22 protein-coding genes and 9 pseudogenes are annotated in these 26,997 nt (G+C 60.1%); 11 read left to right on the forward strand and 20 right to left on the reverse strand.

All coding sequences use genetic code 11. The features are described from left to right. Positions 1–315: 315 nt before the first annotated feature. Together OKW28_RS36060 and OKW28_RS36065 are read left to right on the forward strand one after the other, a co-directional pair. The gene (locus OKW28_RS36060) at positions 316–627 is read left to right on the forward strand and encodes a hypothetical protein (protein ID WP_429452541.1); all 312 of its coding nucleotides are present in this window, start codon (positions 316–318) and stop codon (positions 625–627) included. A gap of 53 nt (positions 628–680) precedes the next feature. Then, complete coding sequence (locus OKW28_RS36065) at positions 681–929, forward strand: hypothetical protein (RefSeq protein ID WP_429452542.1); 249 nt, start codon at positions 681–683, stop codon at positions 927–929. A 70-nt stretch (positions 930–999) separates the two neighbouring features. Here OKW28_RS36065 and OKW28_RS36070 read toward each other — a convergent pair whose 3' ends face one another. Next, a complete protein-coding gene (locus tag OKW28_RS36070) occupies positions 1,000–1,644 on the reverse strand; it encodes an H-NS family nucleoid-associated regulatory protein (protein WP_429452544.1) in 645 nt (214 codons plus the stop codon). A gap of 49 nt (positions 1,645–1,693) precedes the next feature. Between OKW28_RS36070 and OKW28_RS36075 the strand changes: the two genes are divergently transcribed. Continuing rightward, positions 1,694–2,716 (forward strand): IS30 family transposase, encoded by a 1,023-nt coding sequence (locus OKW28_RS36075; RefSeq protein WP_429448106.1) that lies wholly within the window; start codon positions 1,694–1,696, stop codon positions 2,714–2,716. Here the strand turns inward: OKW28_RS36075 and OKW28_RS36080 are convergent. Both OKW28_RS36080 and OKW28_RS36085 read right to left on the reverse strand, forming a co-directional pair. Next, positions 2,713–2,859, reverse strand: a complete 147-nt coding sequence (locus OKW28_RS36080) for a hypothetical protein (protein WP_429452546.1) — start codon at positions 2,857–2,859, stop codon at positions 2,713–2,715. The genes OKW28_RS36075 and OKW28_RS36080 overlap by 4 nt on opposite strands. Before the next feature lie 270 nt (positions 2,860–3,129). After that, positions 3,130–3,363, reverse strand: a pseudogene (locus OKW28_RS36085) (CopD family protein); the annotation flags it as partial. Between the two features lie 287 nt (positions 3,364–3,650). Here OKW28_RS36085 and OKW28_RS36090 point away from each other — a divergent pair. After that, positions 3,651–3,823, forward strand: a pseudogene (locus OKW28_RS36090) (winged helix-turn-helix domain-containing protein); the annotation flags it as partial. Between the two features lie 269 nt (positions 3,824–4,092). Here OKW28_RS36090 and OKW28_RS36095 read toward each other — a convergent pair. From OKW28_RS36095 to OKW28_RS36115, 5 genes and pseudogenes are all read right to left on the reverse strand, one after another. Beyond that, positions 4,093–6,512, reverse strand: a pseudogene (locus OKW28_RS36095) (heavy metal translocating P-type ATPase). Between the two features lie 75 nt (positions 6,513–6,587). After that, positions 6,588–6,785, reverse strand: a complete 198-nt coding sequence (locus tag OKW28_RS36100; RefSeq protein ID WP_429452548.1) for a heavy-metal-associated domain-containing protein — start codon at positions 6,783–6,785, stop codon at positions 6,588–6,590. A gap of 72 nt (positions 6,786–6,857) precedes the next feature. Continuing rightward, positions 6,858–7,253, reverse strand: coding sequence for a Cu(I)-responsive transcriptional regulator (gene cueR, locus OKW28_RS36105; protein WP_429452550.1), 396 nt, complete (start codon positions 7,251–7,253; stop codon positions 6,858–6,860). A 374-nt stretch (positions 7,254–7,627) separates the two neighbouring features. After that, positions 7,628–8,766 (reverse strand): annotated as a pseudogene (locus OKW28_RS36110) (IS3 family transposase); the annotation flags it as partial. A gap of 227 nt (positions 8,767–8,993) precedes the next feature. Then, a pseudogene (locus OKW28_RS36115) lies at positions 8,994–9,206 on the reverse strand (copper-binding protein); the annotation flags it as partial. On the opposite strand from OKW28_RS36115, the pseudogene copM reads away from it, so the two are divergent. Beyond that, positions 9,203–9,493 (forward strand): annotated as a pseudogene (gene copM / locus OKW28_RS36120) (CopM family metallochaperone); the annotation flags it as partial. The pseudogenes OKW28_RS36115 and copM sit on opposite strands and share 4 nt — an antisense overlap. Before the next feature lie 219 nt (positions 9,494–9,712). Here copM and OKW28_RS36125 read toward each other — a convergent pair. The 3 genes and pseudogenes from OKW28_RS36125 to OKW28_RS36135 all read right to left on the reverse strand — a co-directional run bounded on the left by OKW28_RS36125 (position 9,713) and on the right by OKW28_RS36135 (position 10,747). After that, a complete protein-coding gene (locus tag OKW28_RS36125) occupies positions 9,713–9,997 on the reverse strand; it encodes a hypothetical protein (protein ID WP_429452552.1) in 285 nt (94 codons plus the stop codon). Between the two features lie 150 nt (positions 9,998–10,147). Further along, positions 10,148–10,402 (reverse strand): annotated as a pseudogene (locus tag OKW28_RS36130) (glycine zipper 2TM domain-containing protein); the annotation flags it as partial. Positions 10,403–10,411: 9 nt separating this feature from the next. Further along, positions 10,412–10,747 (reverse strand): ArsR/SmtB family transcription factor, encoded by a 336-nt coding sequence (locus OKW28_RS36135; RefSeq protein WP_429452554.1) that lies wholly within the window; start codon positions 10,745–10,747, stop codon positions 10,412–10,414. An 80-nt stretch (positions 10,748–10,827) separates the two neighbouring features. On the opposite strand from OKW28_RS36135, the gene OKW28_RS36140 reads away from it, so the two are divergent. Beyond that, positions 10,828–11,601, forward strand: coding sequence for a cation diffusion facilitator family transporter (locus OKW28_RS36140; RefSeq protein WP_429452556.1), 774 nt, complete (start codon positions 10,828–10,830; stop codon positions 11,599–11,601). Between the two features lie 135 nt (positions 11,602–11,736). On the opposite strand, the pseudogene OKW28_RS36145 reads toward OKW28_RS36140, so the two are convergent. After that, positions 11,737–12,875, reverse strand: a pseudogene (locus OKW28_RS36145) (IS3 family transposase); the annotation flags it as partial. Between the two features lie 16 nt (positions 12,876–12,891). Then, positions 12,892–13,227 carry a hypothetical protein gene (locus OKW28_RS36150; protein ID WP_429452558.1) on the reverse strand — a complete coding sequence of 112 codons (336 nt, stop codon included), beginning with the start codon at positions 13,225–13,227 and terminating at the stop codon, positions 12,892–12,894. A gap of 38 nt (positions 13,228–13,265) precedes the next feature. Between OKW28_RS36150 and OKW28_RS36155 the strand changes: the two genes are divergently transcribed. The 4 genes and pseudogenes from OKW28_RS36155 to OKW28_RS36170 all read left to right on the forward strand — a co-directional run. Next, positions 13,266–13,484 (forward strand): hypothetical protein, encoded by a 219-nt coding sequence (locus tag OKW28_RS36155; RefSeq protein WP_429454566.1) that lies wholly within the window; start codon positions 13,266–13,268, stop codon positions 13,482–13,484. A gap of 45 nt (positions 13,485–13,529) precedes the next feature. Then, positions 13,530–15,053, forward strand: a complete 1,524-nt coding sequence (gene istA, locus OKW28_RS36160; RefSeq protein WP_429446574.1) for an IS21 family transposase — start codon at positions 13,530–13,532, stop codon at positions 15,051–15,053. A gap of 12 nt (positions 15,054–15,065) precedes the next feature. After that, entirely contained in the window at positions 15,066–15,833 is a 768-nt protein-coding gene (gene istB, locus OKW28_RS36165) for an IS21-like element helper ATPase IstB (protein ID WP_429446572.1), read from the forward strand. A gap of 93 nt (positions 15,834–15,926) precedes the next feature. Continuing rightward, positions 15,927–16,392 (forward strand): annotated as a pseudogene (locus OKW28_RS36170) (response regulator); the annotation flags it as partial. 105 nt (positions 16,393–16,497) lie between these two features. Here OKW28_RS36170 and OKW28_RS36175 read toward each other — a convergent pair. From OKW28_RS36175 to OKW28_RS36200, 6 genes are all read right to left on the reverse strand, one after another. Further along, on the reverse strand, positions 16,498–16,731 hold the full coding sequence (locus OKW28_RS36175; protein ID WP_429452560.1) for a DUF1289 domain-containing protein: 234 nt from the start codon (positions 16,729–16,731) through the stop codon (positions 16,498–16,500). Between the two features lie 3 nt (positions 16,732–16,734). After that, the gene (dmeF, locus tag OKW28_RS36180; protein WP_429452562.1) at positions 16,735–18,027 is read right to left on the reverse strand and encodes a CDF family Co(II)/Ni(II) efflux transporter DmeF; all 1,293 of its coding nucleotides are present in this window, start codon (positions 18,025–18,027) and stop codon (positions 16,735–16,737) included. Positions 18,028–18,035: 8 nt separating this feature from the next. Further along, on the reverse strand, positions 18,036–18,314 hold the full coding sequence (locus OKW28_RS36185; protein ID WP_429452564.1) for a metal/formaldehyde-sensitive transcriptional repressor: 279 nt from the start codon (positions 18,312–18,314) through the stop codon (positions 18,036–18,038). 1,051 nt (positions 18,315–19,365) lie between these two features. After that, positions 19,366–19,878 carry a hypothetical protein gene (locus tag OKW28_RS36190; RefSeq protein ID WP_429452566.1) on the reverse strand — a complete coding sequence of 171 codons (513 nt, stop codon included), beginning with the start codon at positions 19,876–19,878 and terminating at the stop codon, positions 19,366–19,368. Positions 19,879–20,185: 307 nt separating this feature from the next. Then, on the reverse strand, positions 20,186–20,659 hold the full coding sequence (locus tag OKW28_RS36195; RefSeq protein ID WP_429452568.1) for a hypothetical protein: 474 nt from the start codon (positions 20,657–20,659) through the stop codon (positions 20,186–20,188). A 127-nt stretch (positions 20,660–20,786) separates the two neighbouring features. Further along, entirely contained in the window at positions 20,787–21,134 is a 348-nt protein-coding gene (locus OKW28_RS36200; RefSeq protein WP_429452570.1) for a response regulator, read from the reverse strand. A 1,947-nt stretch (positions 21,135–23,081) separates the two neighbouring features. Here OKW28_RS36200 and OKW28_RS36205 point away from each other — a divergent pair. After that, the gene (locus OKW28_RS36205) at positions 23,082–23,561 is read left to right on the forward strand and encodes an HU family DNA-binding protein (protein ID WP_429452572.1); all 480 of its coding nucleotides are present in this window, start codon (positions 23,082–23,084) and stop codon (positions 23,559–23,561) included. A gap of 321 nt (positions 23,562–23,882) precedes the next feature. Here the strand turns inward: OKW28_RS36205 and OKW28_RS36210 are convergent, their stop codons facing one another. Next, positions 23,883–25,148: an MFS transporter gene (locus tag OKW28_RS36210; protein ID WP_429452574.1), complete on the reverse strand. Its 1,266-nt coding sequence runs from the start codon at positions 25,146–25,148 to the stop codon at positions 23,883–23,885. Positions 25,149–26,997: the final 1,849 nt, after the last annotated feature.

A 26,997-nucleotide genomic window follows, 5' to 3' on the forward strand; every position in this document is an offset into this window, starting at 1 on the left:
TTCCCAGTTTTGGAATTCGCCTGAGGCGCGTGCGACCGCCCACATCCCAGAAGCGGGCCAATCCACCCTTGGAAGATGCGGCATGTTCCCGGGAGTAATAACTCTTCGATGGGCCCCGGAGCGCTGGCTTCTTGGTTCTCAACCATCACACGGAGCAGTTGCAGGTCCTGACGAGATACCGCGCACGCCGTGCGCCGACGCTGGTAATGCCGTGTTACCAATCTCGCGCCGCCGTTTCACATGTGTCCGACATCGCTCCTTACACTCCGAACCGTAGTCACTGACATTGCACTCAATGTGCGAGGAGTAGCGAAGATGAACATCAAGATTCTCAGTGCAGCGCTCGGTCTGGCAGTGCTGGCAGCATCAACAGCCGCATCGGCACATGTCGACGTCGCCATCGGATTGGGCATCCCCGGGGCCGTCTATGCGCCTGCAGAGCCAGTGTACGCACCGCCACCTCCCGTCGTGTATGCTCCCGCACCTGTCGCCGTCGCGTACGGCGGTGGTGGCGACTGGCGAGCCCGTGAATGGCGCGAACGTCGCGAGTGGCGTGAACGTGAATGGCACCGCCAGGAATGGCGTGAGCACGAGTGGCGCGAGCATCGTGATTGGCGCGGGTATTGAAACGACGCCTGAAGGCGCCACATCCGAAAAAACCGACCTCAGAGTACTTTTGAATGAAAACTAGCCCGATAAGAACCGCCTTCATTGCAACGACGCTGGTCTTCGCGACAGCAGGCACGGCAAACGCCGCAGGTTGCATCAAGGGCGCGGTGGTAGGCGGAGTCGCCGGGCATTACGCCGGGCACCACGCTGTCGTTGGTGCAGTCGGTGGCTGCATGGTCGGCAAGCACCTTGCGAAGCAGCACGCTCAAGAGCAGGCTCAACAGCAAGCTGCCCAACATCAAGCAGTACAGGCGCAATAAAACGTCGTCGGCGTGGTGTGCCCGGTGGAACCCAAAAGTCGCTGTTCCACCGGGCACCTGACAACTACATTTAAGTCGTCAACTCGGCGCTAGGCTCGACTGTGGCCACCGGAGCGGGCACGGCCTTCCTGGCAGGCACTTTCTTCACCGCAACCTTCTTTGTCGGAGCGGTCTTTGTCGCTGCGACCTTCTTGGCAGCAGTTTTCTTCGCAGTCGCGCCCTTCTTCGTAACAGCCTTCTTGGCCGCCGGTTTCGCATCGGCCGCTCCGCCGGCTCCATCAATCAAAAACCGTGTCCGGTCTTTGGCACCAGCGAGCCACGCCGGCGCCGGACCTCGCCCACTCCATGTCGTGCCCGACTTGGGGTCACGGTACATCGCCGGTTGCGGACCTTTGGGCTGACCCGTGCCAGCAGTGACACCGACTGACAACGAAGCCTTCTTAACCGCAGTCTTGGCTTTCTTCGCACCTGCTGCACCTGCAGCGGCAACTGCATCAGCGCCGCCTGCAATCAGGAATCTGCTGCGGTCCTTCGCGTTCGCAATCCAACCCGGAGCGCGTCCGTGTCCGGACCATGTAGCCCCTGTCTTCGGGTCCTGACACTTCGCTGCGGACGCCTTCGCGACGACCGCAGATTTGGCGCCAGGCTTCGGTCCACGCTTTTTGCCACCAACATGCGCATCGATGTCGGCAGTCGTCAGGCCGTGCTTTGACATGGCGGCCTCAAATCTGAAGTGCAACACCTGTTTCGTATAAGGTGTTGCGATGCACGAAAGAACTCAGTATCAACAACTTCAGCCTGAAGAGCGCCTGATCATTGCAAGTCTGCATCTGCAGGGTTCGAGTATCCGGGCCATGGCCCGGATACTCGGGCGCTCGCCAGCCACCGTTAGCCGTGAACTGGCGCGAAACAGCTTGCCTGCTGGCTACGCGTCCGTGTCGGCTGAAGCGCTCAGTGCCGCACGCCGCAGCGCGGGTCGCCGCCCCCCAAAGCTTTGCCTGCAAAGCGTCTGCTGGCGCATCGTTCTCACTCTGCTCGAGTGGAAATGGTCACCTCAGCAGATATCGGGCACACTGAAGCGTATGTATCCGACCGACCCGACCCAGCAGGTTTCGCACGAAACCATCTACACGGCTATCTACGCCCAGCCGCGCGGCGAACTGCGCCGTCAGCTCATTGCGTGCTTGCGCCATGGCCACAGCACGCGCATGCCGCGTACACGGGGCACAGACCGGCGCGGACAGATTCCCGACATGGTCAGTATTCATGTGCGGCCGCCCGAAATCGAAGACCGACTGCTGCCTGGGCACTGGGAAGGCGACTTCATCAAGGGTGCCGGCAACCAGTCCTCGGTAGGCGTGCTGGTCGAACGGACCAGCCGTCTGGTGCTGCTTGCCAGGATGGAAGATGCCACCGCCGCTTCAGCGCTGGCCGGCTTCTCCGCCAAACTCAATTCGATTGTCGCGCCATTACGGCAGAGCTTCACCTACGACCAGGGCAAAGAAATGTCGCGGCATCAAGAACTCACCGCCGCAACCGGCGTGAAGGTGTACTTCTGCGACCCGCACAGTCCCTGGCAACGCGGCACTTGCGAAAACACCAACGGGCTGCTGCGCCAGTATCTGCCCAAAGGCACGGACCTTTCGGTCTACAGTCAGGACGAACTTGACGCTATCGCCGACAGTCTGAACAGCCGACCTCGTGCCACTCATGCCTTCCATTCGCCGTTCGAGGTCTTCGCCGCGACCCTTGCTTCAGCAAGTCAACCTCAAGGCTCTAAACATTAAACCCGCTGTTGCGCTTCACTCTTGAAACCGCCCATCAATTCCCGAATCTTCTCGATAACAGCACTCGACTTTTTCGCGGCGAGCGAGTCAGCTTGCGCCTTGAGTTTTTTGATTTTTGCTTTCAAGGATTCCAGGGTGGTCATTCCCGCCTCCGCAGTTGAGATGCCGGCACTATGACATGCCAATGATGAGGTGCGCTACTTCTGGCTCGAGGGCGGAATAGATAGTCGCTACATCACGCAGAGCCCCACGTTTCTCTTATGTCCGCCTTGAGCAGGCGAAAAAAAGGCCCGACGCGTGGTCGAGCCCGTAAAGGATGGAAGCGCCCGGCGGCGGCAGTCATTCCGTAAAACACTGATTCGCCGCTGGGACACCACCATCTGCGTGGAGGGGTGAAAGGTCGCCTGCCAGGCAGAAGTACCTGGTAAAGGGCTCGAAACAAGAACTGCAGCCACAATGAGCACGGCGGTCAGCACGACTGACTCAGCCTTAAGGACAAGTGCGAAGCGCTTCAAAGGGCGGCCCGCCGGTACAGAACGCGAACCGTTCAACGCTCCGAGCAGTTTTGGCATTTCGACGACCCGGTTATGACCTCCAACTGCAGCTGCAATGAGCACGAGTCCGAGCTTCAGTAGAAGCACCTGTCCGACGCTTCGGACAGAAGCTTACCCCAAGCGTTCTGACGCCGGGATGGCTGCAAGATGACTGATTTTTCACACTCGCGAAGACGAACAAAGTGTCATGGTGCCGTCATCTTGTGGCCGTTGACCGATGCTTACGCTGGCTAGAGTCCCAAGAGAAAGTTGGGACCCGTTGACTTATGCGCATACTCATTATTGAAAGACGAGCCTAAGATGGCCGCATACCTCAGGAAGGGATTGGCTGAGGCGAGCTTCACGGTTGATACGGCCGACAACGGGAACAATGGTCTATGCGGCGGGTGAAGCGAACAGACGTACGCATCGACCTGACGGCACAGGAGTTTTCCTTACTGCCGTTACTCACCGAACGGCAGGGCGAAGTGCTGACGCGCACATTCATCACTTCGCAAATCTGGGATATGAATTTCGAAGCGACACAAACGATGTCGATGCCGCCTTCACACGAGCCTTGGAACGCGCGTGATGACGCGGCTGACCGGATGAGCGCCGTGTGGACGCGCGGCGAACCCCGCGTCGGCTGCGGTATGTACCGGTTGCTAGAAATAACGATTGTCGAAGAAGAGTCGCGTTGAGTTCCGTCCAAGAGTATTCAAACGCATTCGAGGACTGCCAGCAACGAATCGGCTTTCCTGCTGCTCGACCGGAGCGCGACGAATTGCCGAGCTCGCCAATAGTGTTGTACCGTCGTAAGCATCCCCGGTTTGGCGGCGGCTGTTACCGACGCTTCTTATCCGGCGACCACAACCGCAACGTCAGCGCGTTACTCACAACGCTGACACTACTGAATGCCATCGCCGCGCCAGCCACTACTGGATTGAGCAGACCCAGCGCCGCCAGCGGTACGCCAACCACGTTATAGATGAACGCCCAGAACAGGTTCTGCTGAATCTTCCGGTAGGTGCGACGTGAGATGTCGATGGCGTCCGCGATGAGTGCCGGGTCACCCCGCATCAACGTAATGCCGGCCGCGTGCATCGCGACGTCGGTCCCTGTCGCCATGGCGATGCCAACGTCGGCCGCTGCAAGCGCGGGCGCATCGTTGATGCCGTCGCCAACCATGCCGACCGTTCCACCGGACGCGCGCAGGTCAGATATGACGCGAGCTTTGTCCTCAGGCAGCACCTCGGCGCGCACGTCCTCAATTCCAAGCTTGTCGGCTACAGCACGTGCCGCACCCTGGTTGTCGCCGGTGAGCAGAACCGTGCGTATTTTCATGGCACGCATGTGGTCGATGGCGGTCGCCGCAGTGTCCTTGACGGTGTCGCCAAATGCGAGCAGCGCCACCACTTTGCGGGCATTGCCCAACTCGACAAGCCACGAAACGGTCCGACCTTCCGCTTGTGCGGAGTGGCCCTGAGCGAGAACTTCCTCGGACACATCGATTTGCGTCTCCTGCAGGAAGCGGGCATTCGCAATCGCGTAGAGGCGGCCACCAACGTTACCCTGAACTCCGCGACCGGCTATGGCTCGCACATCACTCGCGTTCGGAGCGACTATGCCGTCCGCCTGTGCCGCTTGCGTCACCGCGTGTGCCAACGGATGCTCGCTGCCCTGCTGGATGGCCGCCGCGACAGCGAGCGCTTCGTTGCGTGCCACGTCAAAGGTACGAAATTCGACGAGCGTCGGCTTGCCGACGGTCAGCGTTCCGGTCTTGTCGAACGCGACGGTATTGATTCGATGCGCGACCTCCAGGGCTTCGGCATCCTTGATGAGAATCCCATGCCGCGCCGCGACCCCTGTGCCGGCCATGATGGCGGTCGGTGTTGCCAACCCCAATGCGCACGGACAGGCGATGACAAGTACGGCCACCGCATTGAGAATGGCGGTTTCCACGTTACCTGAGTAGAGCATCCAGCCAACGAGCGTCAGGAATGCAATTCCCAAAAATCGTTGGCACAAATACAGCGCTGACCTTGTCGACCAGTCGCTGAATAGGTGCTTTCTCGGCCTGGGCGGACTCGACCAGCCGGATGATTCGGGAGAGGGTCGTCTCGGACCCGACGGCTGACGTCTCGACGACAAGCAGTCCGTCGACGTTGATGGACCCGCCAGTCACTTTATCGCCCGGTTGCATTGCCACCGGCAAGCTCTCACCCGTGATGAGTGACTCGTCCACGACTTGCGCCTTCTACTATCGTCCCGTCCACCGGCACGCGCTCACCCGGGCGGACGACCACTTGCGCGCCGACACGCACGGCCGCAAGAGGCACCTCCTGCTCAGTGCCGTCGATGCGCACACGCGCTTTGTCAGGCCGCAGCGCGTTCAAGGCCCGGATAGCCTTCGTAGTCTGGCGCTTTGCCTTGGCCTCGAGCCATTTCCCGAACAGCACCAGCGTGATGACAACAGCCGACGCTTCGAAATACAGATGGCCCATGTCGCCCGGATGAGCGACGACCTCATAGACGCTCAGACCGTACGCGGCCGACGTACCGAGGGCAACGAGCAAATCCATGTTGCCCGCCTTCGCGAGCACCGCTTTGTAGGCTGATTTGTAGAAACGCAGGCCGAACCCAAATTGCACGACAGTCGCCAGCGCAAACGAAAGCCAGATGGGGAGCATGACGTGCCCGCCCAACCACTGGGCTACCATCGGGACCACAAGCGGTGCGCTAAAAATGGCTGCACCGGCGACCCTGAGCGACGCAAAGTCTCGCTTCGGCGGCTGCTCAACATCAGTTGCCGGAATGGTCGCGTCGTACCCTGCCTTCTGTACGGCGCTCACGAGGACGTCCCGAGACACACTTGCAAGGGCTTTTATCGTGGCCTGCTCGGTGGCCAGGTTCACGCTGGCCGATGACACGCCGACGACCTTGCTCAGTGACTTCTCGACCCGCGCGACGCACGATGCACAGGTCATGCCGTTGATGCTCAGCATGACCTCCTGTTCCGGTACCTCATAGCCGGCCGCTCGAACTGCGTCCGCGACAGCGGAGTGCGCCTGCACAGATTCAGCTTCAATGGACGCTTTCTCGGTCGCAAGATTGACGGAGCTGCGCGTCACACCCGGCACGCGCGCAATCGCTTTTTCCACGCGCGCGACGCACGACGCGCACGTCATGCCCTCAATGGGCAGTTCGAAGGTGGTGGTAGTACCAGCCGCCGCGCGGGTGGCATTCAGAAGTTCGGTAGCCATGGTCTTGTTTGGAGGGCCGCACCGGTGGGTGCGGCCGTCGAGGACTGCGGGACCGGCACTATGCCAGCGAGAGGGTCAGGCGCGAACAGCCGGGCTGTAGCCCGCTTCCTGGATGACCAACAAAAAGTCGTCGGCACCGTGCGCGGATTCGATGCGCACCGTCCTGGTTGCAACGTCGATGTCCACCTTCGCCTGTGCGTCGACATCCTTGACCGCTTTCGTGATAACGCCCGCGCAATGCCCGCAGGTCATGTCTTTGACTTCCAGTTCCATTTTGAAAACTCCGTTTTATTGTGAGCAAAATCAGTATCGACATTCCAACTGTTGGAAGGTCAAGCGTTGCGACTAATGTTTTTGACCGGCCAGTGCTTCCAGAATCGGGCATTCCGGACGTGAGTCGCCTCTGCAGTGCTCCGCCAGATGCCCCAGCGTGTCTCTCATCTCGGTCAGTTCCCGGATACGCAGGTCCAGTTCGACGATATGCTCTTTCGCAAGCCGTTTGACCTCGCTACTGGGCCGGCTCCGGTCTTCCCACAGGCCCAGCAATACCGAAATCTGCTTCATCGGGAAGCCGAGGTGACGGGCTTGCCTGACGAAGCGCAGCACCTCCACGTCCTTGTGCGTGTACACCCGATAGTTCGATTCCGTCCGCGTGGCAGGCTGAATCAGGCCGGCGCCCTCGTAGTGGCGAATCATCTTGGCTGAAACGCCGGACGCCTTCGCTGTTTCACCAATGTTCATCTCGAGCTCCCTCTAAGCAACGGCCCATTGGCCATCCAAGCGTATTCTTGACCTTCCCACAATGGGAAGGTCAAGCAGTGTTTGACCGGGATTTGATGGCGTGGCAATGGCTTCGGCAGTGCGTAGGTGTATGCCGGCGCAGCAATCGGCATCGCGCCGGCGTGCGTCGACATGTGCAGCCCCTGAAAAGGACTGAGGTTGACCCGGTTCGACGGACGGATTTGCAGCCTGCGATTTGATGCGATCTAACCTCCGTTGAGTGTTGAGTCGCGGGTTGTCCACGGGCGGGCGGCGGGTCGCCTCTCACGACCATGACGCTGCCCGCCGGTGGACAACCCGCAAGGCGATACGGTTTGCCTTTTAACGTTGAGGTTTTCGAATTCAAGCGGCGAACGATAGCCAATGCCGCTGTGTAAGCGGCGTACGTTGTACCAGCCCTCCAGGAACCAGAAGATGCGTTGCCGGGCCTGTTCACGAGTCGCAAAGAGTTCTCGCGAGAGTAGCTCCGCTTCAAGCGTGCCGAAGAACGATTCGCACATCGCGTTGTCGTACGCGTCGCCGGCCGTCCCCATCGACGGTTGCACACCGGCTTCGCGGCAGCGCCGTCCGAATGCAATAGAGGTGTATTGGCATCCCTGGTCCGAATGTAGAATTACGCCCTCGTGGCGTCGCTGCAGCAACGCCATATCGAGTGCGCGCAGCATCAGTTCGGTGTACAGATGGCTTGACATCGCCCAGCCTACAATTCGGCGACTGAACACGTCGAGGACTACGGCCAGATACAGAAACCCCTCGCCAGTCGGGATGTAGGTGGCGTCCGCCACCCACAGCATGTTTGTCGCCTCCGCGCAGAAGTGCCGACGCACCAGATCCGGAGCGCGCCGAGCCCCCGCGCGTTGCCGCGTGGTGTGTGGCCAGCGCCGCCGGCTCGCACCATGCAGGCCGGCCAGGTGCATCAGACGTGCGACCCGCTTGCATCCCACATGCACGCCTTCCCACGCGAGCTGCGCATGGATACGTGGCGCCCCATATGTGCCGCGTGAATTCGCATGCAGCGTGCGGATGCGCTCGAGCAGTTGCGCATCGCTACACGAGCGTTTCGATGGCTCACGCACCAGCCATGCGTAGTAGCCGCTCGCGGAGACCCTGAGCAGCCGTGCCATCGTGGCAATGGGCCACCTGGCCCGGTTCGCTCTCATGAATCCGTACCGCCCTTCGGCGGAACGGCTCCCGTCTCCCTCGCGAACCAGGCCGCGGCCTGCGAGAGAATGTCCCTTTCCATCTTCAGTTGCCGGTTCTCGCGACGCAACCGTGTGAGTTCCTGCCGCTCGGCCGTGGTCAGCCCGTCGTGACGCACACCCGCATCGCGATCGGCCTGCGCGACCCAGTTGTTGATCGTCTGTTCGGTCGGCTCGAACTCGCGCGCCAGATCCTCAGGCGTTCTTCCGGCCTTAACCAGCTCGACCATGTGAGCCCGGAATTCCACAGGGTATGGGGTACGATGCCTGCCCATTTTCGACACCTCCTGATCAAAAGCATAGGTGTCCGTTTTCGCGGGTCAACTTCAGACGGCTATTCGAGCCTGCCCTGGGCGAGCGCTAGCGCCGGCACGATGCCCAACGTCACCGCCATCGCCATGCCCATCAATTTGTTGAGAGTGTTTGCTTTCAGGTTCTCAAGAATCCAGATAGTCGATTGGACCGCTGCGGCACGGAGGCCACAGCGTGCGTTGCCCGGGCGTTATTGGTTTTGCAGCTTGGTAACCGTCACGATGTCGTTCACCTCTTCGGCAACGAAATCAATCTGGTCGCCAACCTTGACCTGCGAGAGCATCGCTGGGTCCTTGACGTTGAACACCATCGTCATGGTGTCCATGCCCAGATTCTCTATCGGACCGGCTTTGATGGTCAGTTTTCCTGCCGCAGCATCGACCTTCCTGACTTCTCCAAATGAACATGAGTAGCTCGAGCGGCGACAGCGCGAGTCGGTCAACGCAAACCTTCAAGGCAGCCGGCGAAAAAATGAGGACGGACATGAGCGGCCCGTACACGGGCGATACGGATAAAGACTTTGTGTCGCACATGATTCCCCACCACCAGGGTGCGGTCGCCATGGCAGAAGTCGAGTTGAAGCAAGGGAAGGACCCCGAGATGAAGCGGCTTGCGGCAAACATCGTTAAGGCGCAAGACGAGGAAATTGCCTACATGAAAAAGTGGCAGGCAAAGCACGGCGGCAATTGACAGGGGGACAATGCTGGCGAGCGTACTTTAGAGGGCGCGGGATTTGTATGCAGCGCGATATCACGGCTCCCCGGATGAGCGCCCTCGCGCAGGCGCGCGGCGAATCCAGCGCCGCCTGTGACATCTAAAGGGTGTCAGAAGTAACGTTCGCCGAAGAAGGGTCGCGTTGTCACCTGTCCGCGACTCCCACAGACGCTGTCGAAGACCGTCGGCAAAGAATCAGTCGTGGTCCTCATGATGGTGATGTTCCCATCCACGGTGCCGACCGTGGTCATGCCATCGGCGCTCGTCGCCGTAGTCGCCTTCATAGCGGTATCCGTAGCCATAGACCGGGGCCGGCGCGTAGACCACTGGCGGCGGCGCCTCGTACACGACCGGGGGTGGCGCGACATACACGGGACCAGGAACCCCCAGATAAACACCGATGTCCGCGTGAGCGAAAGCCGCGCTGGACGCACAGGCAGCGGAAATTCCCACCGCGAGAAAAAGGGTAGCGCGCTTCATGGAGTTCTCCAGTCCTGCCCGGTTCTGGCGGATGCCAGACAACGACGAACGACGCAGATTGTAGGAGGGCCAAGCCGCAGCAGGTACGGCCGGATTGTCAATTCTGTAACCGGCAGTAACCGTCAAGGTTCCGCCGGTTTTGGAGGCTGATTACGACGCGCTCAGGGAGTCGCCCGAGACATGAACGCGCTCACCGACCTGGACCGGCGGCTGCGTTGTGTAGTTGAAGTTCCGGTAGCTGCCATCCTTGACCTGCACCTGGTAGCTCGTCTCCTTGCGCACAGCATGCTCAATGCCATTGCCCGCAAAGCCACCGCCCACGGCGCCGGCAATCGTTGCCAGAACGCGACCGCGTCCTCCGCCGACCTGATTTCCCAACAGCCCGCCAGCGACTGCGCCGCCTACGCCTGAGCCTCAAGTTTCCCCGTGCGTGTCGTCAAGGTCAGAGGGCAAACGCTCGCAGACATGGTCGGCCATGTCGCTGATGACGTGCTTCACGTGCTCGTCCGCCGCCTCGTAGAAAATCTGCTTTCCCCGCCGCTCGGCTCGCAGTACCCGAGCAGCTCGCAGAAGGCGCAGGTGATGACTGACCAGCGGCTGTGACAGACCGAGCTTCGTGGCGATGTCGGATACGCTTATCGGCGCGTGAAGACAGGCCGCGATTATTTTCAGGCGGCTCGGGTCACCCATGAGCCGGAACATCTCGGCCAGCTCCACGACCTGGTCCTCGGTCAACTCTGTTTCTCGCATCGTGGCTCCAAGACATTAAATCAACGTATGTTTATATGTGTATATAATATCGCATTTGCAGTTTATCCGAGGCCCAGCCAATGGCTCACGACCACCAGCACAATTCGCACCTTCATGGCCGTGAGCGCGACCACAACGATGCCCACGGCCACGACCACGGCAAACGGCAGTCACATGGCGCCCATGACCACAGTAGCCATAGCCATGCAGGCCACAGTCACTCCGGCTACAACCATCTTCATGGTGTAACCGACCAACGCCGTATTGGATGGGCCTGCATCATTATTGCCGTGTTCATGATGGTCGAGACTGCGGGGGGCCTGCTGTCGGGCTCGCTCGCGCTGCTGGCAGATGCGGGGCACATGGTCAGTGACGCTGCCGCGCTCGGGTTCAGCTGGGCCGCAGTCCACTATGGCCGCCGGCCCGCAACGGCGCAGCTTTCCTATGGATTCAAGCGACTGGAAATCCTCGCAGCCTTCGTCAATGGATGTGCACTATTCGTTATAGCAGGGTGGATTGGCGTTGAAGCCATCCGCCGGTTTGCATCCCCTGTTCCCGTGGTCGGACAAACGATGCTGGTCATTGCCGTCGCTGGGCTGGTTGCTAACATCGCCGCGTTCTATGTTCTCAACGGTGGCAACCGGGAAAATCTGAACATGCGCAGCGCATGGTTTCACGTTCTCGGCGACATGCTCGGCTCGGTGGCTGCCATCGTTGCAGCAGGCGTGATTCTGCTCAGTGGCTGGACGCCAATTGACCCAATCCTGTCGATATTCGTCGCGGTCATTATCCTCAAGAGCGCCTGGGGTGAGGTTGACCCGGTTCGACGGACGGATTTGCAGCCTGCGATTTGATGCGATCTAACCTCCGTTGAGTGTTGAGTCGCGGGTTGTCCACGGGCGGGCGGCGGGTCGCCTCTCACGACCATGACGCTGCCCGCCGGTGGACAACCCGCAAGGCGATACGGTTTGCCTTTTAACGTTGAGGTTTTCGAATTCAAGCGGCGAACGATAGCCAATGCCGCTGTGTAAGCGGCGTACGTTGTACCAGCCCTCCAGGAACCAGAAGATGCGTTGCCGGGCCTGTTCACGAGTCGCAAAGAGTTCTCGCGAGAGTAGCTCCGCTTCAAGCGTGCCGAAGAACGATTCGCACATCGCGTTGTCGTACGCGTCGCCGGCCGTCCCCATCGACGGTTGCACACCGGCTTCGCGGCAGCGCCGTCCGAATGCAATAGAGGTGTATTGGCATCCCTGGTCCGAATGTAGAATTACGCCCTCGTGGCGTCGCTGCAGCAACGCCATATCGAGTGCGCGCAGCATCAGTTCGGTGTACAGATGGCTTGACATCGCCCAGCCTACAATTCGGCGACTGAACACGTCGAGGACTACGGCCAGATACAGAAACCCCTCGCCAGTCGGGATGTAGGTGGCGTCCGCCACCCACAGCATGTTTGTCGCCTCCGCGCAGAAGTGCCGACGCACCAGATCCGGAGCGCGCCGAGCCCCCGCGCGTTGCCGCGTGGTGTGTGGCCAGCGCCGCCGGCTCGCACCATGCAGGCCGGCCAGGTGCATCAGACGTGCGACCCGCTTGCATCCCACATGCACGCCTTCCCACGCGAGCTGCGCATGGATACGTGGCGCCCCATATGTGCCGCGTGAATTCGCATGCAGCGTGCGGATGCGCTCGAGCAGTTGCGCATCGCTACACGAGCGTTTCGATGGCTCACGCACCAGCCATGCGTAGTAGCCGCTCGCGGAGACCCTGAGCAGCCGTGCCATCGTGGCAATGGGCCACCTGGCCCGGTTCGCTCTCATGAATCCGTACCGCCCTTCGGCGGAACGGCTCCCGTCTCCCTCGCGAACCAGGCCGCGGCCTGCGAGAGAATGTCCCTTTCCATCTTCAGTTGCCGGTTCTCGCGACGCAACCGTGTGAGTTCCTGCCGCTCGGCCGTGGTCAGCCCGTCGTGACGCACACCCGCATCGCGATCGGCCTGCGCGACCCAGTTGTTGATCGTCTGTTCGGTCGGCTCGAACTCGCGCGCCAGATCCTCAGGCGTTCTTCCGGCCTTAACCAGCTCGACCATGTGAGCCCGGAATTCCACAGGGTATGGGGTACGATGCCTGCCCATTTTCGACACCTCCTGATCAAAAGCATAGGTGTCCGTTTTCGCGGGTCAACTTCAGGGTATCGTAAAGTCGTCCGCGCACATACTTCTCGAAGGGACTCCCGCTGGTGTTGACGTAGCGGACATCAAAGCCGACCTCGAACGGAACGTAGCGGAAGTGCGCGACGCGCATCACATCCATGCTTGGTCCATCGCTGGTGAACAACATCTTGTAACACTGCACGTGCACCCAACGGACGGTGCAGTCCACCGGGACGTCGTTGCAGCAGTCCGGCGACGTCTCTCGGAGCGTTACAGCATTGAGCATGTGACTGTTCAAGTCGAAGAAGAGGCGTGTATCGACGAGCACCAGCACGGTCCACACAGAAGCGGCGCAACGAAATGCCATTAAGCATGAAAAGGTTCGTCCTCTTCGCATTGACAGCCGTCGTCGAGCTTCTCGGCTGCTACTTGGCTTACCGCTGGCTTCGCGAAGGTCCCAGTGCATGGTGCGTATTTCGGACGAACGTGACCGGCCGTTTCGGGATGGTGACCGGCGATTCCGGCAACGTGACCGACGATTTCGGGAACGTGAGCGGTCGGACCGGAAGACAGGATCGGCGTTGCGCATGACATCAACCACGCGGGCTATGCTCGCCGGCTTTGGCCGGAGAGACCATGCCCGCGCACCGGATGAACATGCGCATGATCAAGGACGTTTTACGACTTAAATTTGACGGCGGCTTCTCGCACGACCGGATCGCCGCGTCGCTGGGCATTTCCAAGGGCGGGGTCACGAAGTACCTCGGACTGGCCGGCGCCGCCGGACTCGACTGGGCCAGCGCCAGCGATATGGACGAAGGCGAGCTCGAGAGGCGGCTGCTCGGCAAACCCACGGGGCCAGCGGCCTACGCGCAGCCCGATTACGGGCGTATCCATCAGGAACTGCGCCGCAAGGGCATGACGCTGACGCTGCTGTGGGAAGAGTACCAGGCTGAGTTCGCGGACCGGCAAACGTACCGCTACACGCAGTTCTGCGAGCATTACAGGACGTTTGCGAAACGCCTGAAGCGCTCGATGCGGCAGATTCATCGTGCCGGCGAGAAGCTGTTCGTCGACTTCGCCGGCCCCACGTTGCCGCTGACCACCGGACGCCGGGCACACATCTTCGTGGCCGCCATGGGCGCCTCGAGCTACACGTTCGCGTGCGCCACGCCGGCAGAAACGATGGAGGACTGGCTCGGCGGCATCGCACGCGCGCTGACGTTCTATGGAGGCGTGCCGCAACTGATCGTGCCGGATAACCCGCGCGCCATGATTGCCGATCCCGACCGCTATGAACCTCGGGCCGGCGACACGGTGCTGGACTTTGCGCGCCACTACGGCACCTCATTCCTGCCGGCTCGCGTTTATCGCCCACAGGACAAACCGAAAGTAGAGGTGGCAGTCCAGGTCGTCGAACGCTGGATCATGGCGCGCCTGCGTCATCACCGCTTCGCTTCGGTCCAGTCGGTCGACGACGCCATCCGTCCGCTGCTGAAGAACCTGAACGAGCGCCCGTTCCAGAAACTGCCGGGCTGTCGCGCCAGCGCGTTCGCACAACTGGACGCGCCGGCACTGTCGCCGTTGCCGGCGCAACCTTGGGAACTCGCACGCTTCAAGACGGTGACTGTTCACATCGACTATCACGTCGAGATCAACAAACACCGCTACAGCGTGCCGCATGCGCTGGTCGGCCTCAAGCTCGATGCGCGCATTACGGCCGGTGCGGTTGAACTGTTGCATCGCGGTCGCCGTGTCGCCAGCCACGCCCGTAACGATCGCGCCGGCGACTACACCACCGTCGTCGAACACATGCCGGCCGCACACCGCGCCCACCTCGAATGGACGCCGCAGCGATTGATTCACTGGGGCCAACAGATCGGCGCGGCAACCGGCGTGCTCGTCACCCGGCTACTGCAGGAGCAGCGTCATCCGGAACACGGTTATCGGGCTTGCCTCGGATTGCTCTCGCTCTCACGTCGCTACGGCCGTGTACGGCTTGAAGCGGCCTGCGCGCTGGCGCTGGAACTGGGCGTACACCGCTACCGCCATGTGCGCGACATCCTGGTCAACAACCGCGACCGCGCTGCGTCGGCCACACCTGCTGACTGGATCAGTCCAAGCCACGCGCATGTACGCGGCCCCGGCTACTACCAATAAAGAGAACCCGCCATGATGATGCAACAGACACTGACACAACTGCGCACCCTGAAGCTCGAAGGCTTCGCTGACGGACTGGAAGAGCAATTGACGCAGCCCGGCGCGGCCAGTCTGAGCTTCGAGGAACGCCTGTCCCTGCTGGTCGACCGGGAAGCCAGCTGGCGCGATGATCGCCGTCGTACCCGACTGCTCAAGCAGGCGCGCCTCAAGTATCCGCAGGCCGCCATTGAAGATCTCGATACTCGCGCCGGCCGGGGCGTGGATCCGCGCACGCTCATGAGCCTGGCGCTCGGTGACTGGGTCGAGGCCGGCTACAGCCTGCTCATCAGCGGGCCCACCGGAGCAGGCAAATCGTGGCTCGCCTGCGCCCTCGCGCAGTACGCCTGCCGGCGGGGGCATTCAGCTCTATACCTGCGTGTCCCGCGACTGAACGAGGAATTGCGAATCCTGCACGGCAACGGCGGCTTCACCAAATGGCTGCTGCAGCTTGCCCGTGTTGACGTCCTTCTACTGGACGATTGGGGCATGGCGCCGCTTGACGCGATGGTTCGAAACGACCTGCTGGAAATGATCGACGATCGCTCGGCCGGCAGAGCGACGATCGTCACCAGCCAGTTACCGATTGAGCACTGGCACGGCTGGATCGGCGACGAGACCATCGCCGATGCGATGCTCGACCGTCTCATGCAGCGTCATCACCGGATCACGCTGACCGGCGAATCGCTCAGAAAAGCCCCCCTCAAACCCAACATCATGGAGCCCGAACTCGACCAGAACTGACAAGGAAACCTACAATCGATATCGCGCAACGCTTATCCCGCCAAATCGGTCACGTTCCCGAAATCGGCGGTCACGTTCGCCGAAATGCGCACATGGTTCCTCTTTCCTGCCGCATTAAGTCTCGCGGCGTTCGCCTGGCTGCTCACGCTTCACCCCTCAGCACCAGGTCGAACCTATGCAGAGGACGGTGGGGGTCTACCTGTCAGTCGCAATGATGGTCGTCGACGACAATCGGGACGCCCTTGAGGCGCTCGGGCTCCTGCTGGAAGTGGAAGGGCATGAAGTTACAACGTCGGACAATGGCTCCGACGCAATCAGGCTGATGTCAGAACGCCGCCCAGACGTCGCACTGGTTGATATCGGGATGCCAGTGATGGACGGATTCGAGGTCGCACACCTAGTCTGGCTGGACCCCAACTTTAACGACGTCGTGCTGGTGGCACTCACCGGCTACGCAGCCGAATCAGATAAGTCGCGAGCGCTTGCCGCCGGTTTCGACTACCACCTGACAAGCCACTTTCGCTGGACAAGCTCGAGTACATACTTTCCGGCCAGTTAGTTAACGGGCTGGGCGATATGGAGTAGCTCTCCGAGCCGGGGCTGCGCCGCCATTTGCATCGGTCGCCGCACGAACTAACGCTCCCCCTCGAAGCACAAGCGCCCTCTAACTCGCGTCCTCAGAATTCCCGTTCACGGACTCGCTATCCGACAACGGTCGCGGTGATTCACGCTGGAGCTTCGCCTCGCGGCGAGACCTGTCGTTGATGACCTGATGACGCCGGTGGTCAGTCATCGTCTTCCAGCCGCGAATTTCCTCGCGAGTACGAAAGCATCCCACGCACAAACCCGATTTGCCATCAATTCGACACACGTCGATACACGGTGAGTTGACTGCCATTTCTCAAGCCGTCGCCCGGGTAGGATTCACCTCGACCGTTACATGCGACAGGTCCTTGAAGCGCTTGAGGGCCGAGTGATAGAAGCTCGGGCTACGTTGCGATTCATTGGTCGCAACCGATACCACGGCACTCATGTGACCAGGACCCACGCGCCATACGTGAAGGTCGAGCACCTTGTCACCGTTGTCCTCAATCACGTGACGCACGTTGTCAGCCATCTTCCGGTCGGGGTTCATGTCGAGCAGAATTCCCCCCGTGTCGCGCACCAGACCGTAGGACCAGTTTGCAATCACCAACGCGCCGGTGACACCCGCGAGCGGGTCCATCCAGAGCCAGCCGAACGCGCGTGCCAGCACGAGGCCGATGATAGCTAGCACCGATACCGCCGCGTCGGCCATCACGTGAATATACGCGGACCGGATGTTGTGGTCCCGCGTCGCGGCCTCATGGACGTCATCGTGACTGTGCTCATGCTCTTCGAATTCGACTTCATGCTCGCCATCCGGCAACCGGACGATGGCCTTGAACGCGTGCGGTTCGGGGATGTCCTCTTTCGATTCCAGGTAGCCACCCCGGTCAGCAAATGCGAAAGGCTGCCGCGTATCATCGGGCCGTATTGTCGTCACAGAGATAGCGGCTGCATCGAGCTTCGAATTTGAAGTCTCAGGCGAGATGCGGAATACCGGAGGCACACCATCTTCAAAGATGGACACAGCGAAAACACCAGACGGCGCGAATATGCGTTGAACCTCGTCTTCGTGCGCATGCTCATCGTGGCCATGACCATGACCATCGCTATGTCCGTGACTGTGACCATGGCTATGTCCGTGATGGTCACCGCTCAGCAACCAGACACTGGCGATGTTGACGAGCAGCCCGACCACCGCGATTGGAATCGCTTCGCCGAAGTGAATGGGCACAGGCGAGAGGAACCGCGAGACGGCTTCGTAGCCAATCAGCAGGGCAATCATCGCCAGCACGATGGCGCTGGTGAACCCTGCCAGGTCACCGAGCTTGCCGGTACCGAAAACAAACCGCGAATCAGTCGCGTGTTTGCGAGCGTATGTGTACGCCAGCGCCGCAATCAGCATCGCGCCCGCGTGCGTCGACATATGCAGGCCGTCGGCGACAAGCGCCAACGACCGGAACATGCTACCGCCGACGATTTCAACAAGCATCATCGCGCTGCACAGCGCAATCACCGCCCACGTCTTGTGCTCGTTGCTCTCGTGACCTGCGCCCAGAAAGATGTGGTCGTGGCCCGCCCCGAAAGCGGTGTTTTCAAATTCGCTCATCTCTGTCTCTACTTGAAGTAGCTGTGGACCACTTCGATTAACTGCTCTGTCGCACTACCGTCGCGGCCATCGCCGGCTTCGTCCGCGTCGACCAGATGGGTGCGGATGTGGTCCTCGAGCACTACCGCCAGCAGACCGTTCATCGCGCCCCTGCAGCTCGTGATTTGCTGAAGGATATCGTTGCATCCGCGCTCTTTCTCAAGCGCACGCTCGATGGCCTCAACCTGTCCCTTGATGCGACGGACTCGGTTCAGAAGTTTCTGTTTTTCGCGAACGGTGTGACTCATGATTGGCCTCCATATACCGTGGGGGAGTATATCTCGGAAGTTAATTCCGTATAGGGTGGAGGGGTATAGTTAGTCAGGTGTGACTATCGGGGCTTACGGGGGCAAGATTTGACCTATGATTTGTGAGAACAAGTATCCGTCGGGCGACGCTCCTCGCGACTTGGACTGGATGGGGGTGGGCGGTGCAAGAGCCGAACGCAGACCACAACACCCTGCTCGCTTCCTTGCGAGTAGTGGCGGCCCAATATGGCGACATCCACGAACGAGCGATGTTCGGATGCCCGGGGGTTTTTTGCAGGTACGGCGATGGCCGCCTGTGTATATGGCGACCTGATAGTACTCAAGCTGCCTGCAGACCGCGTCACTGCGCTACTGCAAACGCCTGGTTGCTCGTACTTCGAGCCATACGACCGGGCACCGATGAGGCAATGGCTGGCATTTGGCGCAGGCAGCCCTGCATTTGATGCCCTCGCGGACCTGTTTAACGAGGCTGTGTCATTCGCGCAGACGCCATCTCTTACCAAGAAACGGCACGTCAAGGCACCAACGAAACGATAGTTCCGTCTATCGTTCGTGGCGCCAGTTCATGAGCTCGCACCGCATATCCGTCGCACCGTTGTATCTTCCTGGTTGTTCACAGATTTTGTCGGCAAGGCTGTGGATATCCTGAGTATGCAATCGCCAACTTGTTGATGCGACGGTGATTTCTGGGGGTGCATCGTTCTTCGTGCAATAACAGTCGCCTCCATCGCGACCGTGGACTAATGGAAGCAGCGGAGCTGCCGCCGCCTGGCCTCACTTTCTATCGCGCGGGCAATAGGCAGTCAAATTTCGAGGTCCGCGCTCTTCCGCTGGCAGATAGTTCCGCTTAACTTCATACGTCAGTTGAATTGATAGTGGAGGTGTTGAAAAGACTCGTCGACATGCAATGGAGGCTGAAACTGGTCACCGCACGGTCCGGACGCTGCCGAGCGTTGGCGAGCTGCGTCCAGTTCACCCACGGCCTCAGCTGTCGGGGAACTGTTGAACACGAGCGCATCTCTGATAGCGTTCAATGCGAACGCCCGTGACCGCCGCCACCGCCCCAGTATTGGCCGCCGCCCATACCACGGCCTGGGTATCCGTGCCCACCCCAGCCGCCATGACCGCCCCAACCGCCCCGATATCCATGGCCCCAATAGCCGTGGTGGCCCCAGTAGCCGTGGTGACCCCCGCCGTAACAGCAGCCGCCCCAATAGCCGAAGCTCAGTGACACCGATGGTCCCCACCACGCGGGCCAGCCGTAGTACGGATACGCGACGGGGTAATACGCAGGCACGACGAAGAGGGGCGCGGCTGGTGCGATATAGGTGTTCGTCGATGCAGTTACATCTGACGCGGCCGCACCGGTCGCGGCTGCGTCGGTCATCGAGAAAGGATATTGCTGCTGCGGCGCTGCCGCCGGCACTTCGCCGTCCGGAACGTAGCCGTAGGGCACGTAGTAGTAGCAACCGGACAAAACTGCGGACAGGACCACCGCCGCAACGACGCCGCCCGCGCGCGCCGTTGCATCCAGCGTTTTCATGACCAGCTCCCGGGTCTGATGCGACGTAACTTTCGCCGCGCCTTTAATACAGTTAGCTTACTTTAGCAAGCAGGATGCCTAGCGTCGCGGGGTTCATGCGCATCTGGTTGCGGCCGCCGGGAGCGGTCGCGAAACGTCGGCCATTCATCAGTAGTCGTCGGCGCGGGGGCTCGGTTCGGAGAGTTACGACTGTAAAACGCTTTCGCCTACAGCGCGGAGTATGGCGCACGACACTTCTTGCCCGGGCCGAAAGCCCCACTGCCGTGCGACAGCATTCGACGGCGGCAAGCCAGGCGATGAAGAGCCTTCAGGCCAGCTCTTTAACCTGTCGCGTCGCCCGCTCCGAAGCAAGGAGACCCTCGAGCATCCGGGCCTCAGCTTTCGCGATGTCGCTGAGGGAGGCTGCGTTGAGTTGCTCACTGAATACAGCAAGAGCGGTGGATAAAGCCAGGTAATCTGCATCGCAGACACGCCACCCGCCGCCTGCGTGCTCTTCGGCGTTGATACGCATGAGCGCGGCTTGTCCCGATTCAATGTCGCCCGCCGCGCTTGCCCGATGAACGAGCCGTCCGAGTTCTTCCGCAATCAGGAGGGTTCGACCAAGCGCTGAAAACAGGTCGCGTGAGCCGTGGCCCCGTCGGAAAGCATCCAGTGCAATGTAGCACCGCAAAAGCATCGCCTGCGTCACAGGCTCAAGCGAAGCCTGGCTGTAAGTCAGCGTCCGCAGTAAAGGTGACATTGCCGGGCGGCTGTGTTTTCGAGAGCGAATTTTGCGGTTCACGTTCAGTTGTCTGGTAGCGCGGTAAACGGCCAATATGTTGAGTTAGATGGACGAAAAGCAAGATGGCTGCACGACCGCTTTTTTTGCCGAGTCTCTCAAGGTACCAAGAGCGCGGCTATGGCGCGCTTCAACCTGAGAGCAACGACTCGAATTCCTTGAGCGATAGCGGCTTCGAAAGTTGGCCATCAAAGCACGACATGTCGAAGCGCTCGCGGACGTCGTCATACGCGGTCATTGAAAAGATGCGCCGGGACGCATATTTCTCGGATGCACGGAGCCGCAGGCACAACTCGTGGCCGTTAATGTCGGGCAGTCCAATGTCCAGAAGAATGAAATCGAAAGCGCCGTCACCGCCGGCCGCAACCAATGCATCAGCACCGGAATACGCCTTCGTCACAGCATGCCCCATCGAGCATGCGACGTCGGCCAGCAGGTCAGTTGTAGCGCTGTAGTCGTCTACCAGAAGAACTTTCATCGGAAAGTACTCCAACATGCAGAACACGCGAGGTCCGTCGCTCCACCTTGCGATGTCATACAGTTCTGTGCCGCGATTAACACCCACGCTGAGTACCATTGCACCGTCCCCGCGCAAGGTGCTTACTCGTCCTGGAAGTCGCTGCACCGTCGCACGTCTCCCTCGTCGCGCGAGACTTAGATTCTATGCGCTCGGGGCATTTTCCAGCAAAAGCCTCGGCCACATAGCCGGTTAACACTACGCTTTCGCCACAACAGTCATGTCGACATGGCGGCTCAGCGCGGGACTTTGGCGTATGTTCTACACGACTGCAATTGTGGCGAGATTACGGAAAGAAAGAAGTAGGTACAAGGCACAAACCGTAAAGCCGACAAACGGTTTGACCCTTGCAGGGCAAAACCGTTCTCTACCGGAGCCTGGGTTTCGGGCCGTCGATGCTTACCCGCGCGACTGGTCCTGATGGTGAACCTGGTGATGGTGAGGCTGATAATGGTGCCGCACAGGGGCATGCCGGTCGTCGCGGTGCATGTCAGCGAACGACACTGCCGGGGCAGCGAAGGTGGTTACGATGAGAACAGCAAGAGCTTTCTTTAAAACGTGTGTCATGGAAATCCTGTTGGCAGTAAAGGAGTGTCAGGTGAGCGATGCAATCCCTGAAGCGCACGCGATGCTCGGATAGTTTAGCGCAGTGACCGTTCAAAATCGAGGGATGAGCTATGGGCAGGTACGAGCCAGCACGCACCGGCCGCCGTGCTTGATTCGCTCGAAGATGAACGCACCCAACGGGAGCGGATGAACGTAATGTTACGCACCATGATTGCGGCGTGTGTTCATGTATCCCATATCAGACGAGAAGCGAATGTGGCGGGAACGCGGCAATGCCTGCCTTAGACCACTGGAACCTTAGTCGACGAAGCGCATCTGGCCGGTTTGAAGTCGGATTTCGTCCTTTTACGAGAAGGCCTTCCGCTTGTTCCTCAAGGAGCTCGCTTCCTTATTCTTTATAGGAAAAGGGGCTCCTTTAATAACTAGAAGACTCTTTTTTGGAAGCTGTAGGTAGGGCGGTTTAAATGTCGGGGCTGGCGGTAGCCGTCTTCAGCGTGCTGAAGTGCCTTGGTCTGCGACAGTCGCAGCGCTCAGTTCAGTGCTGCGACTTCGTCGCCTATCAGACGGCTGCAGGCGGTCTGAATGTCGTACGTCGTACAGACCTTGAGTTCCTCTCTGAGCTGCTGTCCGCGCAGCTCGGCGACTGCGTCGTCCAGCGCCGTGCCACATGCTCATCCTCCCTCGATAGGACTCTGTCCATCGGTAACGGTCGAGCGGCGTTCGGTTAGCCCGTTCGCCGGCTCCATCGCAGCGACTCGCATCCAGCCGGTTACGCCACCAACCTTCATCCCGTCGTGCATCAGGTTGTCCGGCGCACCAGCGTCTATTGCGGTGGCGAAGCGGCCGGAGCAATCGAAGGCGCCGCTGGCAGTACGGTGTAGGACGGGCATGGGAAGCCGGACAGCCCGAACGTTTATACCGTGATTTCGTCCGTCGGCGTCATTTCCGTCTTCATCGTGTCTGCCGCGTTGGCGGGCGGGCAAACGCAGCCACGCTATTTCAAGGATAAAAAGCCGTGTCGAAACGTCAAGCTAAAGCGCGTCGCAGGTGACGTCCGACTGCCAGAGAGCAGGTCGGTACGATGGTTCGGCCATCATTAAGGTCCCACTCGAAGCCACGGTCCGTAGGATTTCACTGGCCGAATGTCCCTAAAGCAGAGTACAGGTCACCGCTTTATTAACTTCTACGCCAAAAATCCCTTGATTTAAGGCCTCAGACGTTGCGCCTTCATGCCTGTCTTGTTACGCTGGCGCCCAACCCGAGGTTTTGTACCTTTGCGTTAGTCGGTGACGATGCAAAGGCAAAGGTCTTGGGCAACCTTTGACTAGAAGCGAGGAACTCATGGCAACTACCACCACGCAGAAAACTGCGGCTCCGGCCACGAAGAAAGCGGCAGCTCCGGCCAGCAAGAAAGCCGCCGCTCCGGCTACGAAGAAAGCGGCAGCTCCGGCCAGCAAGAAAGCTGCTGCACCAGTTGCGAAGAAGTCTGCTGCGGCTGCTCCCCTGAAACCTATCAAGGACTCTTTCACGAAGGCATCGCTGACCATTCACCTGGCCGAGCGCTCAGGCGTCGAACCGAAGGCGGCCAAGGCGTTGATGGCGGCGCTTGAAGAAACGTTGCTCGCATCGATTCACAAGAAGGGCGCGAAAGAGTTCACGCTCCCCGGCCTGCTGAAAGTTGTCGCGCAAGACGTACCTGCCAAGAAAAAGCGCTTCGGCAAGGACCCGTTCACGGGTGAAGACAAATGGTTCGCGGCGAAGCCCGCTTCGGTGCGCCTTAAGGTGCGCCCGCTGAAGAAGCTGAAGGACGCCGCGCTGTAAGCGAAAGTGTTCTGACGTGATAGCGCCCCTCGCGACCAAAATCCGGGGGGCGTTTTTATTTGGCGGCGCACGACATCGGCGTACCAATCGGAAAGCGCGCCGTTTCGTGAGTGAACCGGCTCTGGGGGAGCGCCCGTCATTTGCTTCTCAAGGACGGGGCGCGCGCGTGAATATGCCGCACGACACTTCTCGCCCGGGCCGAAAGCCCCACTGCGCTGCGAAGGCGTTCGACGGCGGCAGGCCTGGCGATGAAAAGCCTTGCGAGCATCCCGTCAACTGGATGCTGGCGGAAGCTGACTGCACCATCTCATCTCCCTTGCCTCAGGCCTCGACGCATTCCTTTTGAGGTTCGCTGGTGACAGGCTCATGTGCGGAGGGCTCGTGACTGTTGTCGCGAGAGCTAAAGCCTGCCAGTGTTATTAGACCGAGCAGCGCGAGCGCACTGCCGAGCCAGAAGTCGGCAGGAATACCGACACGGTCGACAATCGTGCCGCCGACGGACGACCCAACAGCGATGGCAACCTGGATAATGCCGACGAACAAAGCCGAGCCCGCCTCGGGCAAGTCAGGAGTCGCGTCTTGCATCCAGACGCTGAGACAGAGTGGAATAGCGCCGAATGCGATGCCCCATGCCATCACCGCGGCAATCGCGGCCAGAGGGACGCTCTTGAGGAAAGGCAGAATCAGCAAAGCGCACAGCAGGAGAACCGTCACGGTCGCAAGCGAACGCTTGAGTCTGCGCGCCACAATTGCTGACACCGCGAAGTTGGAGACAAAGCCGACGATGCCAAAACCCAGCAGAACCAGGGTGATGGTTGACGCGCTGAAAGCCGCATCCTGCAAAAACGGGGCAATGTACGTGTAAGACGAAAAGTGGGCGCCGAAGACGAGCACAACCATCAGCAGGCTCTTTCTCGGGAAAGGACGCCGCACGACCTCGACAAGGTCGGCGAAGCGCAGCGCAGCCTTTGACGGAAGCGAAGGCAGCAACACAATCTGCAAAATCAGCGCGACTGCTACGAGCACTGCGGTCGCGATGAACGATACACGCCATGACGCCAGCCCCGCGATGAATGTTCCCAGCGGCACGCCGATGACCGTCGCGCAGGTTACACCCGCGAAGATGGCAGCTGTCGCTCGCGGAGCCTCATACGCTTGGACGAGTCGCCCTGCAGCTGCGAGGGCCAGCGTCCAGAAAGCGCCGAGCCCTGCGCCAAGGAGTGCGCGACCAACCAGCATGAGCGAAAACGTGGGAGCAAATGCTGAAAGCAGGTTCGACGCGAGGAGCATTACTGACAGCATTATCAGAATTAGACGACGGTCGACCCGCCCAGCTCCCAACATCATGCCGGGTGCAGAAATGGCTGCCATGATGCCGGGTATTGTCACCATGAGTCCTGCCGTACCCGGCAAAACGCCGAACGTGTGTGCAACCTGTGGCAACAGACCGACCGGCAGAAACTCCGTGGTCACAAATGCGAAGGCACCGATGGTTACCGCACCTACTGCCAGCCATGCTTTCAACGGCGACGGGTCACCGCTATCTGTTGTTGAGATGTCGTCCGAGGGTCTGTTCTGAATTTGCATATTTCAACTTCAAGTCGATGAATGGGTGACTTGCGCCAGCGCAGGATTTAAATTCTCCATTGCGAACTTTTGTCGCATGGCTTTCCCGCTCGAACCAAACTGCCACGGGGCGGATACACGCGGAACGTTGCGCCATGGGAAGGCGCAGCACTTAAAGCTGCTTTCAGCGCGGGTTAGCGGGCCGCCACCATATCATCGACTGTAGAAATATGCAGACAGAGTGCAATTACCGCGCGGCGTAACGCGCTCGAACAATTGCAAGATGGGCAAAGTCGCTTGTGCAAACTTCGCCGACAAATCTTGGCCACCACGACAACCCTTGCTTAGTCCGACGACATGACGCAGGCCGTGACACTCCACCCAAACAGCACCATGTGACGCAGTTTTCGTTTATATTTCAGGCCAGCCGAGACCGCCCGCCGACCCGCAGCAGGAAGAGTTGCCGCCCCCTCGGGCTGGCTACGTCAGTGGTTGTTGCTCTGTGCCGCGCGCAGTCCGGTCGAACCTCCTGCCAGCAATCTCGCAGCTGGGCCTAACAGCATGGAATCAGGGCCGTCGGAGCACGGACAGTGTACGCAAAGCCGACCAGGCGAGCAGGGCAGTGCCTCGTGCGTCCGGATAGCTCCCTGCGGCCGCACCGACGTCGACTTACCTTTTGAAAGGGTGGCGGCCGTTCGATGACCCGCCTCCAACCATCCCGCACGAACAGTCAATGGTTAGGATGGACGCCATTGCCATCATGTCAACGCCACCACGCACAGCAGGTGGCCCACCGCGCGATAACCCACTTCAGAGCTTGCCCTGTTGTGCTTGTCCTGCGTGCAGATATTCCACCTCCGGAGTAGCAGTCCCACGCGACTCGGGCAGTCACTCGGCCACCGCCCCGCAAACACATGCCAACTCGCTCTGGCTTATCCCGATTGCCCAACTTCCGAGGCCCATGTGGCGAAACGACGCACGGGCTTTCGTCCTCATCCCCGAGCGGGCGGACAAATTTGTCCCTTCATGCACGCGCCAGCGAGTTCGATGAACCAACCGCCAATGCTTTCCAGTGCCCGCCCAATGCCGTGTGCCTTGACTGTTTTCAGAAACGCTTCCCGAATTTTCGCAACCGCAGTGCCTGTCACATAGTTTCCTCTCGGCAAAGATAGGCACACACCCCAGTGAACTTGAGCACATTAGCATGTGGCGTGTAGCAAGCGACCCTGCGAACTCAACAGGTCCCGAGCCTCGCAGCCGAAAGGCCGGTTCCGTCTGCATATGCTATACAGCCTTTCCACGAACTTTTGCGTGTGTCACACCGTGAGCCTATCTTTCCTGAAGCACTGGTTGAGTAGTCCGGCTAGCGTGGGCGCTGTTGCGCCCTCTTCGCGATATCTTGCAGACGCGATGGCCGAAGACGTGAGGTCCTTCGACGCAATAGTGGAAGTCGGAGCAGGTACGGGCGCCATTACCGAAGTCCTGGTGCGGAAGCACCCCCAGGCTAGACTTGTTTTATTCGAGCTCGCCGAAGGTTTGGCCGCGAAACTTGCGCAGCGCTACCCTCGGGCGGAAGTTATCGCGGGACCGTTCCACGAAAACGCGAAGGTGCTGCAAGGGCTTCCCGAGCGGACCATCTTTATATCCGCGCTCCCGTTCCGGTCGTTGCCGGCAAGTGTTATTGCCTTGACCGTTGACACGCTTGCCCAATCGTTGCGAGTCGCTCCTGTTCGCAAGCTGGTCCAGTTTACATACCAGCCACGCGCACCTTTTACTCCACCCGCCGGTTTCTTCTGGCGTCGCTGCAGGACCATTTGGCGCAACGCGCCACCAGCCAGTGTGTGGCAGCTCATCCAGGTCTGATTCAAGC

Origin of the sequence: Paraburkholderia sp. 40 (assembly GCF_050434105.1) — a bacterium.
Classification (GTDB): Bacteria; Pseudomonadota; Gammaproteobacteria; order Burkholderiales; family Burkholderiaceae; genus Paraburkholderia; species Paraburkholderia tuberum.

What these genes read in the sequence shown, in the direction of transcription:
- OKW28_RS36100 (WP_429452548.1), bottom strand. Translation starts at nt 6,785, where the DNA reads ATGGAACTGGAAGTCAAAGACATGACCTGCGGGCATTGCGCGGGCGTT.
- OKW28_RS36210 (WP_429452574.1), bottom strand. Translation starts at nt 25,148, where the DNA reads ATGCAAATTCAGAACAGACCCTCGGACGACATCTCAACAACAGATAGC.
- istA (WP_429446574.1), top strand. Translation starts at nt 13,530, where the DNA reads ATGCCCGCGCACCGGATGAACATGCGCATGATCAAGGACGTTTTACGA.
- OKW28_RS36135 (WP_429452554.1), bottom strand. Translation starts at nt 10,747, where the DNA reads ATGCGAGAAACAGAGTTGACCGAGGACCAGGTCGTGGAGCTGGCCGAG.
- OKW28_RS36065 (WP_429452542.1), top strand. Translation starts at nt 681, where the DNA reads ATGAAAACTAGCCCGATAAGAACCGCCTTCATTGCAACGACGCTGGTC.
- dmeF (WP_429452562.1), bottom strand. Translation starts at nt 18,027, where the DNA reads ATGAGCGAATTTGAAAACACCGCTTTCGGGGCGGGCCACGACCACATC.
- OKW28_RS36205 (WP_429452572.1), top strand. Translation starts at nt 23,082, where the DNA reads ATGGCAACTACCACCACGCAGAAAACTGCGGCTCCGGCCACGAAGAAA.
- OKW28_RS36140 (WP_429452556.1), top strand. Translation starts at nt 10,828, where the DNA reads ATGGCTCACGACCACCAGCACAATTCGCACCTTCATGGCCGTGAGCGC.
- OKW28_RS36080 (WP_429452546.1), bottom strand. Translation starts at nt 2,859, where the DNA reads ATGACCACCCTGGAATCCTTGAAAGCAAAAATCAAAAAACTCAAGGCG.
- OKW28_RS36125 (WP_429452552.1), bottom strand. Translation starts at nt 9,997, where the DNA reads ATGAAGCGCGCTACCCTTTTTCTCGCGGTGGGAATTTCCGCTGCCTGT.
- OKW28_RS36190 (WP_429452566.1), bottom strand. Translation starts at nt 19,878, where the DNA reads ATGAAAACGCTGGATGCAACGGCGCGCGCGGGCGGCGTCGTTGCGGCG.
- OKW28_RS36075 (WP_429448106.1), top strand. Translation starts at nt 1,694, where the DNA reads ATGCACGAAAGAACTCAGTATCAACAACTTCAGCCTGAAGAGCGCCTG.
- cueR (WP_429452550.1), bottom strand. Translation starts at nt 7,253, where the DNA reads ATGAACATTGGTGAAACAGCGAAGGCGTCCGGCGTTTCAGCCAAGATG.
- OKW28_RS36070 (WP_429452544.1), bottom strand. Translation starts at nt 1,644, where the DNA reads ATGTCAAAGCACGGCCTGACGACTGCCGACATCGATGCGCATGTTGGT.
- OKW28_RS36060 (WP_429452541.1), top strand. Translation starts at nt 316, where the DNA reads ATGAACATCAAGATTCTCAGTGCAGCGCTCGGTCTGGCAGTGCTGGCA.
- istB (WP_429446572.1), top strand. Translation starts at nt 15,066, where the DNA reads ATGATGATGCAACAGACACTGACACAACTGCGCACCCTGAAGCTCGAA.
- OKW28_RS36155 (WP_429454566.1), top strand. Translation starts at nt 13,266, where the DNA reads ATGAAAAGGTTCGTCCTCTTCGCATTGACAGCCGTCGTCGAGCTTCTC.
- OKW28_RS36200 (WP_429452570.1), bottom strand. Translation starts at nt 21,134, where the DNA reads ATGAAAGTTCTTCTGGTAGACGACTACAGCGCTACAACTGACCTGCTG.
- OKW28_RS36185 (WP_429452564.1), bottom strand. Translation starts at nt 18,314, where the DNA reads ATGAGTCACACCGTTCGCGAAAAACAGAAACTTCTGAACCGAGTCCGT.
- OKW28_RS36175 (WP_429452560.1), bottom strand. Translation starts at nt 16,731, where the DNA reads ATGGCAGTCAACTCACCGTGTATCGACGTGTGTCGAATTGATGGCAAA.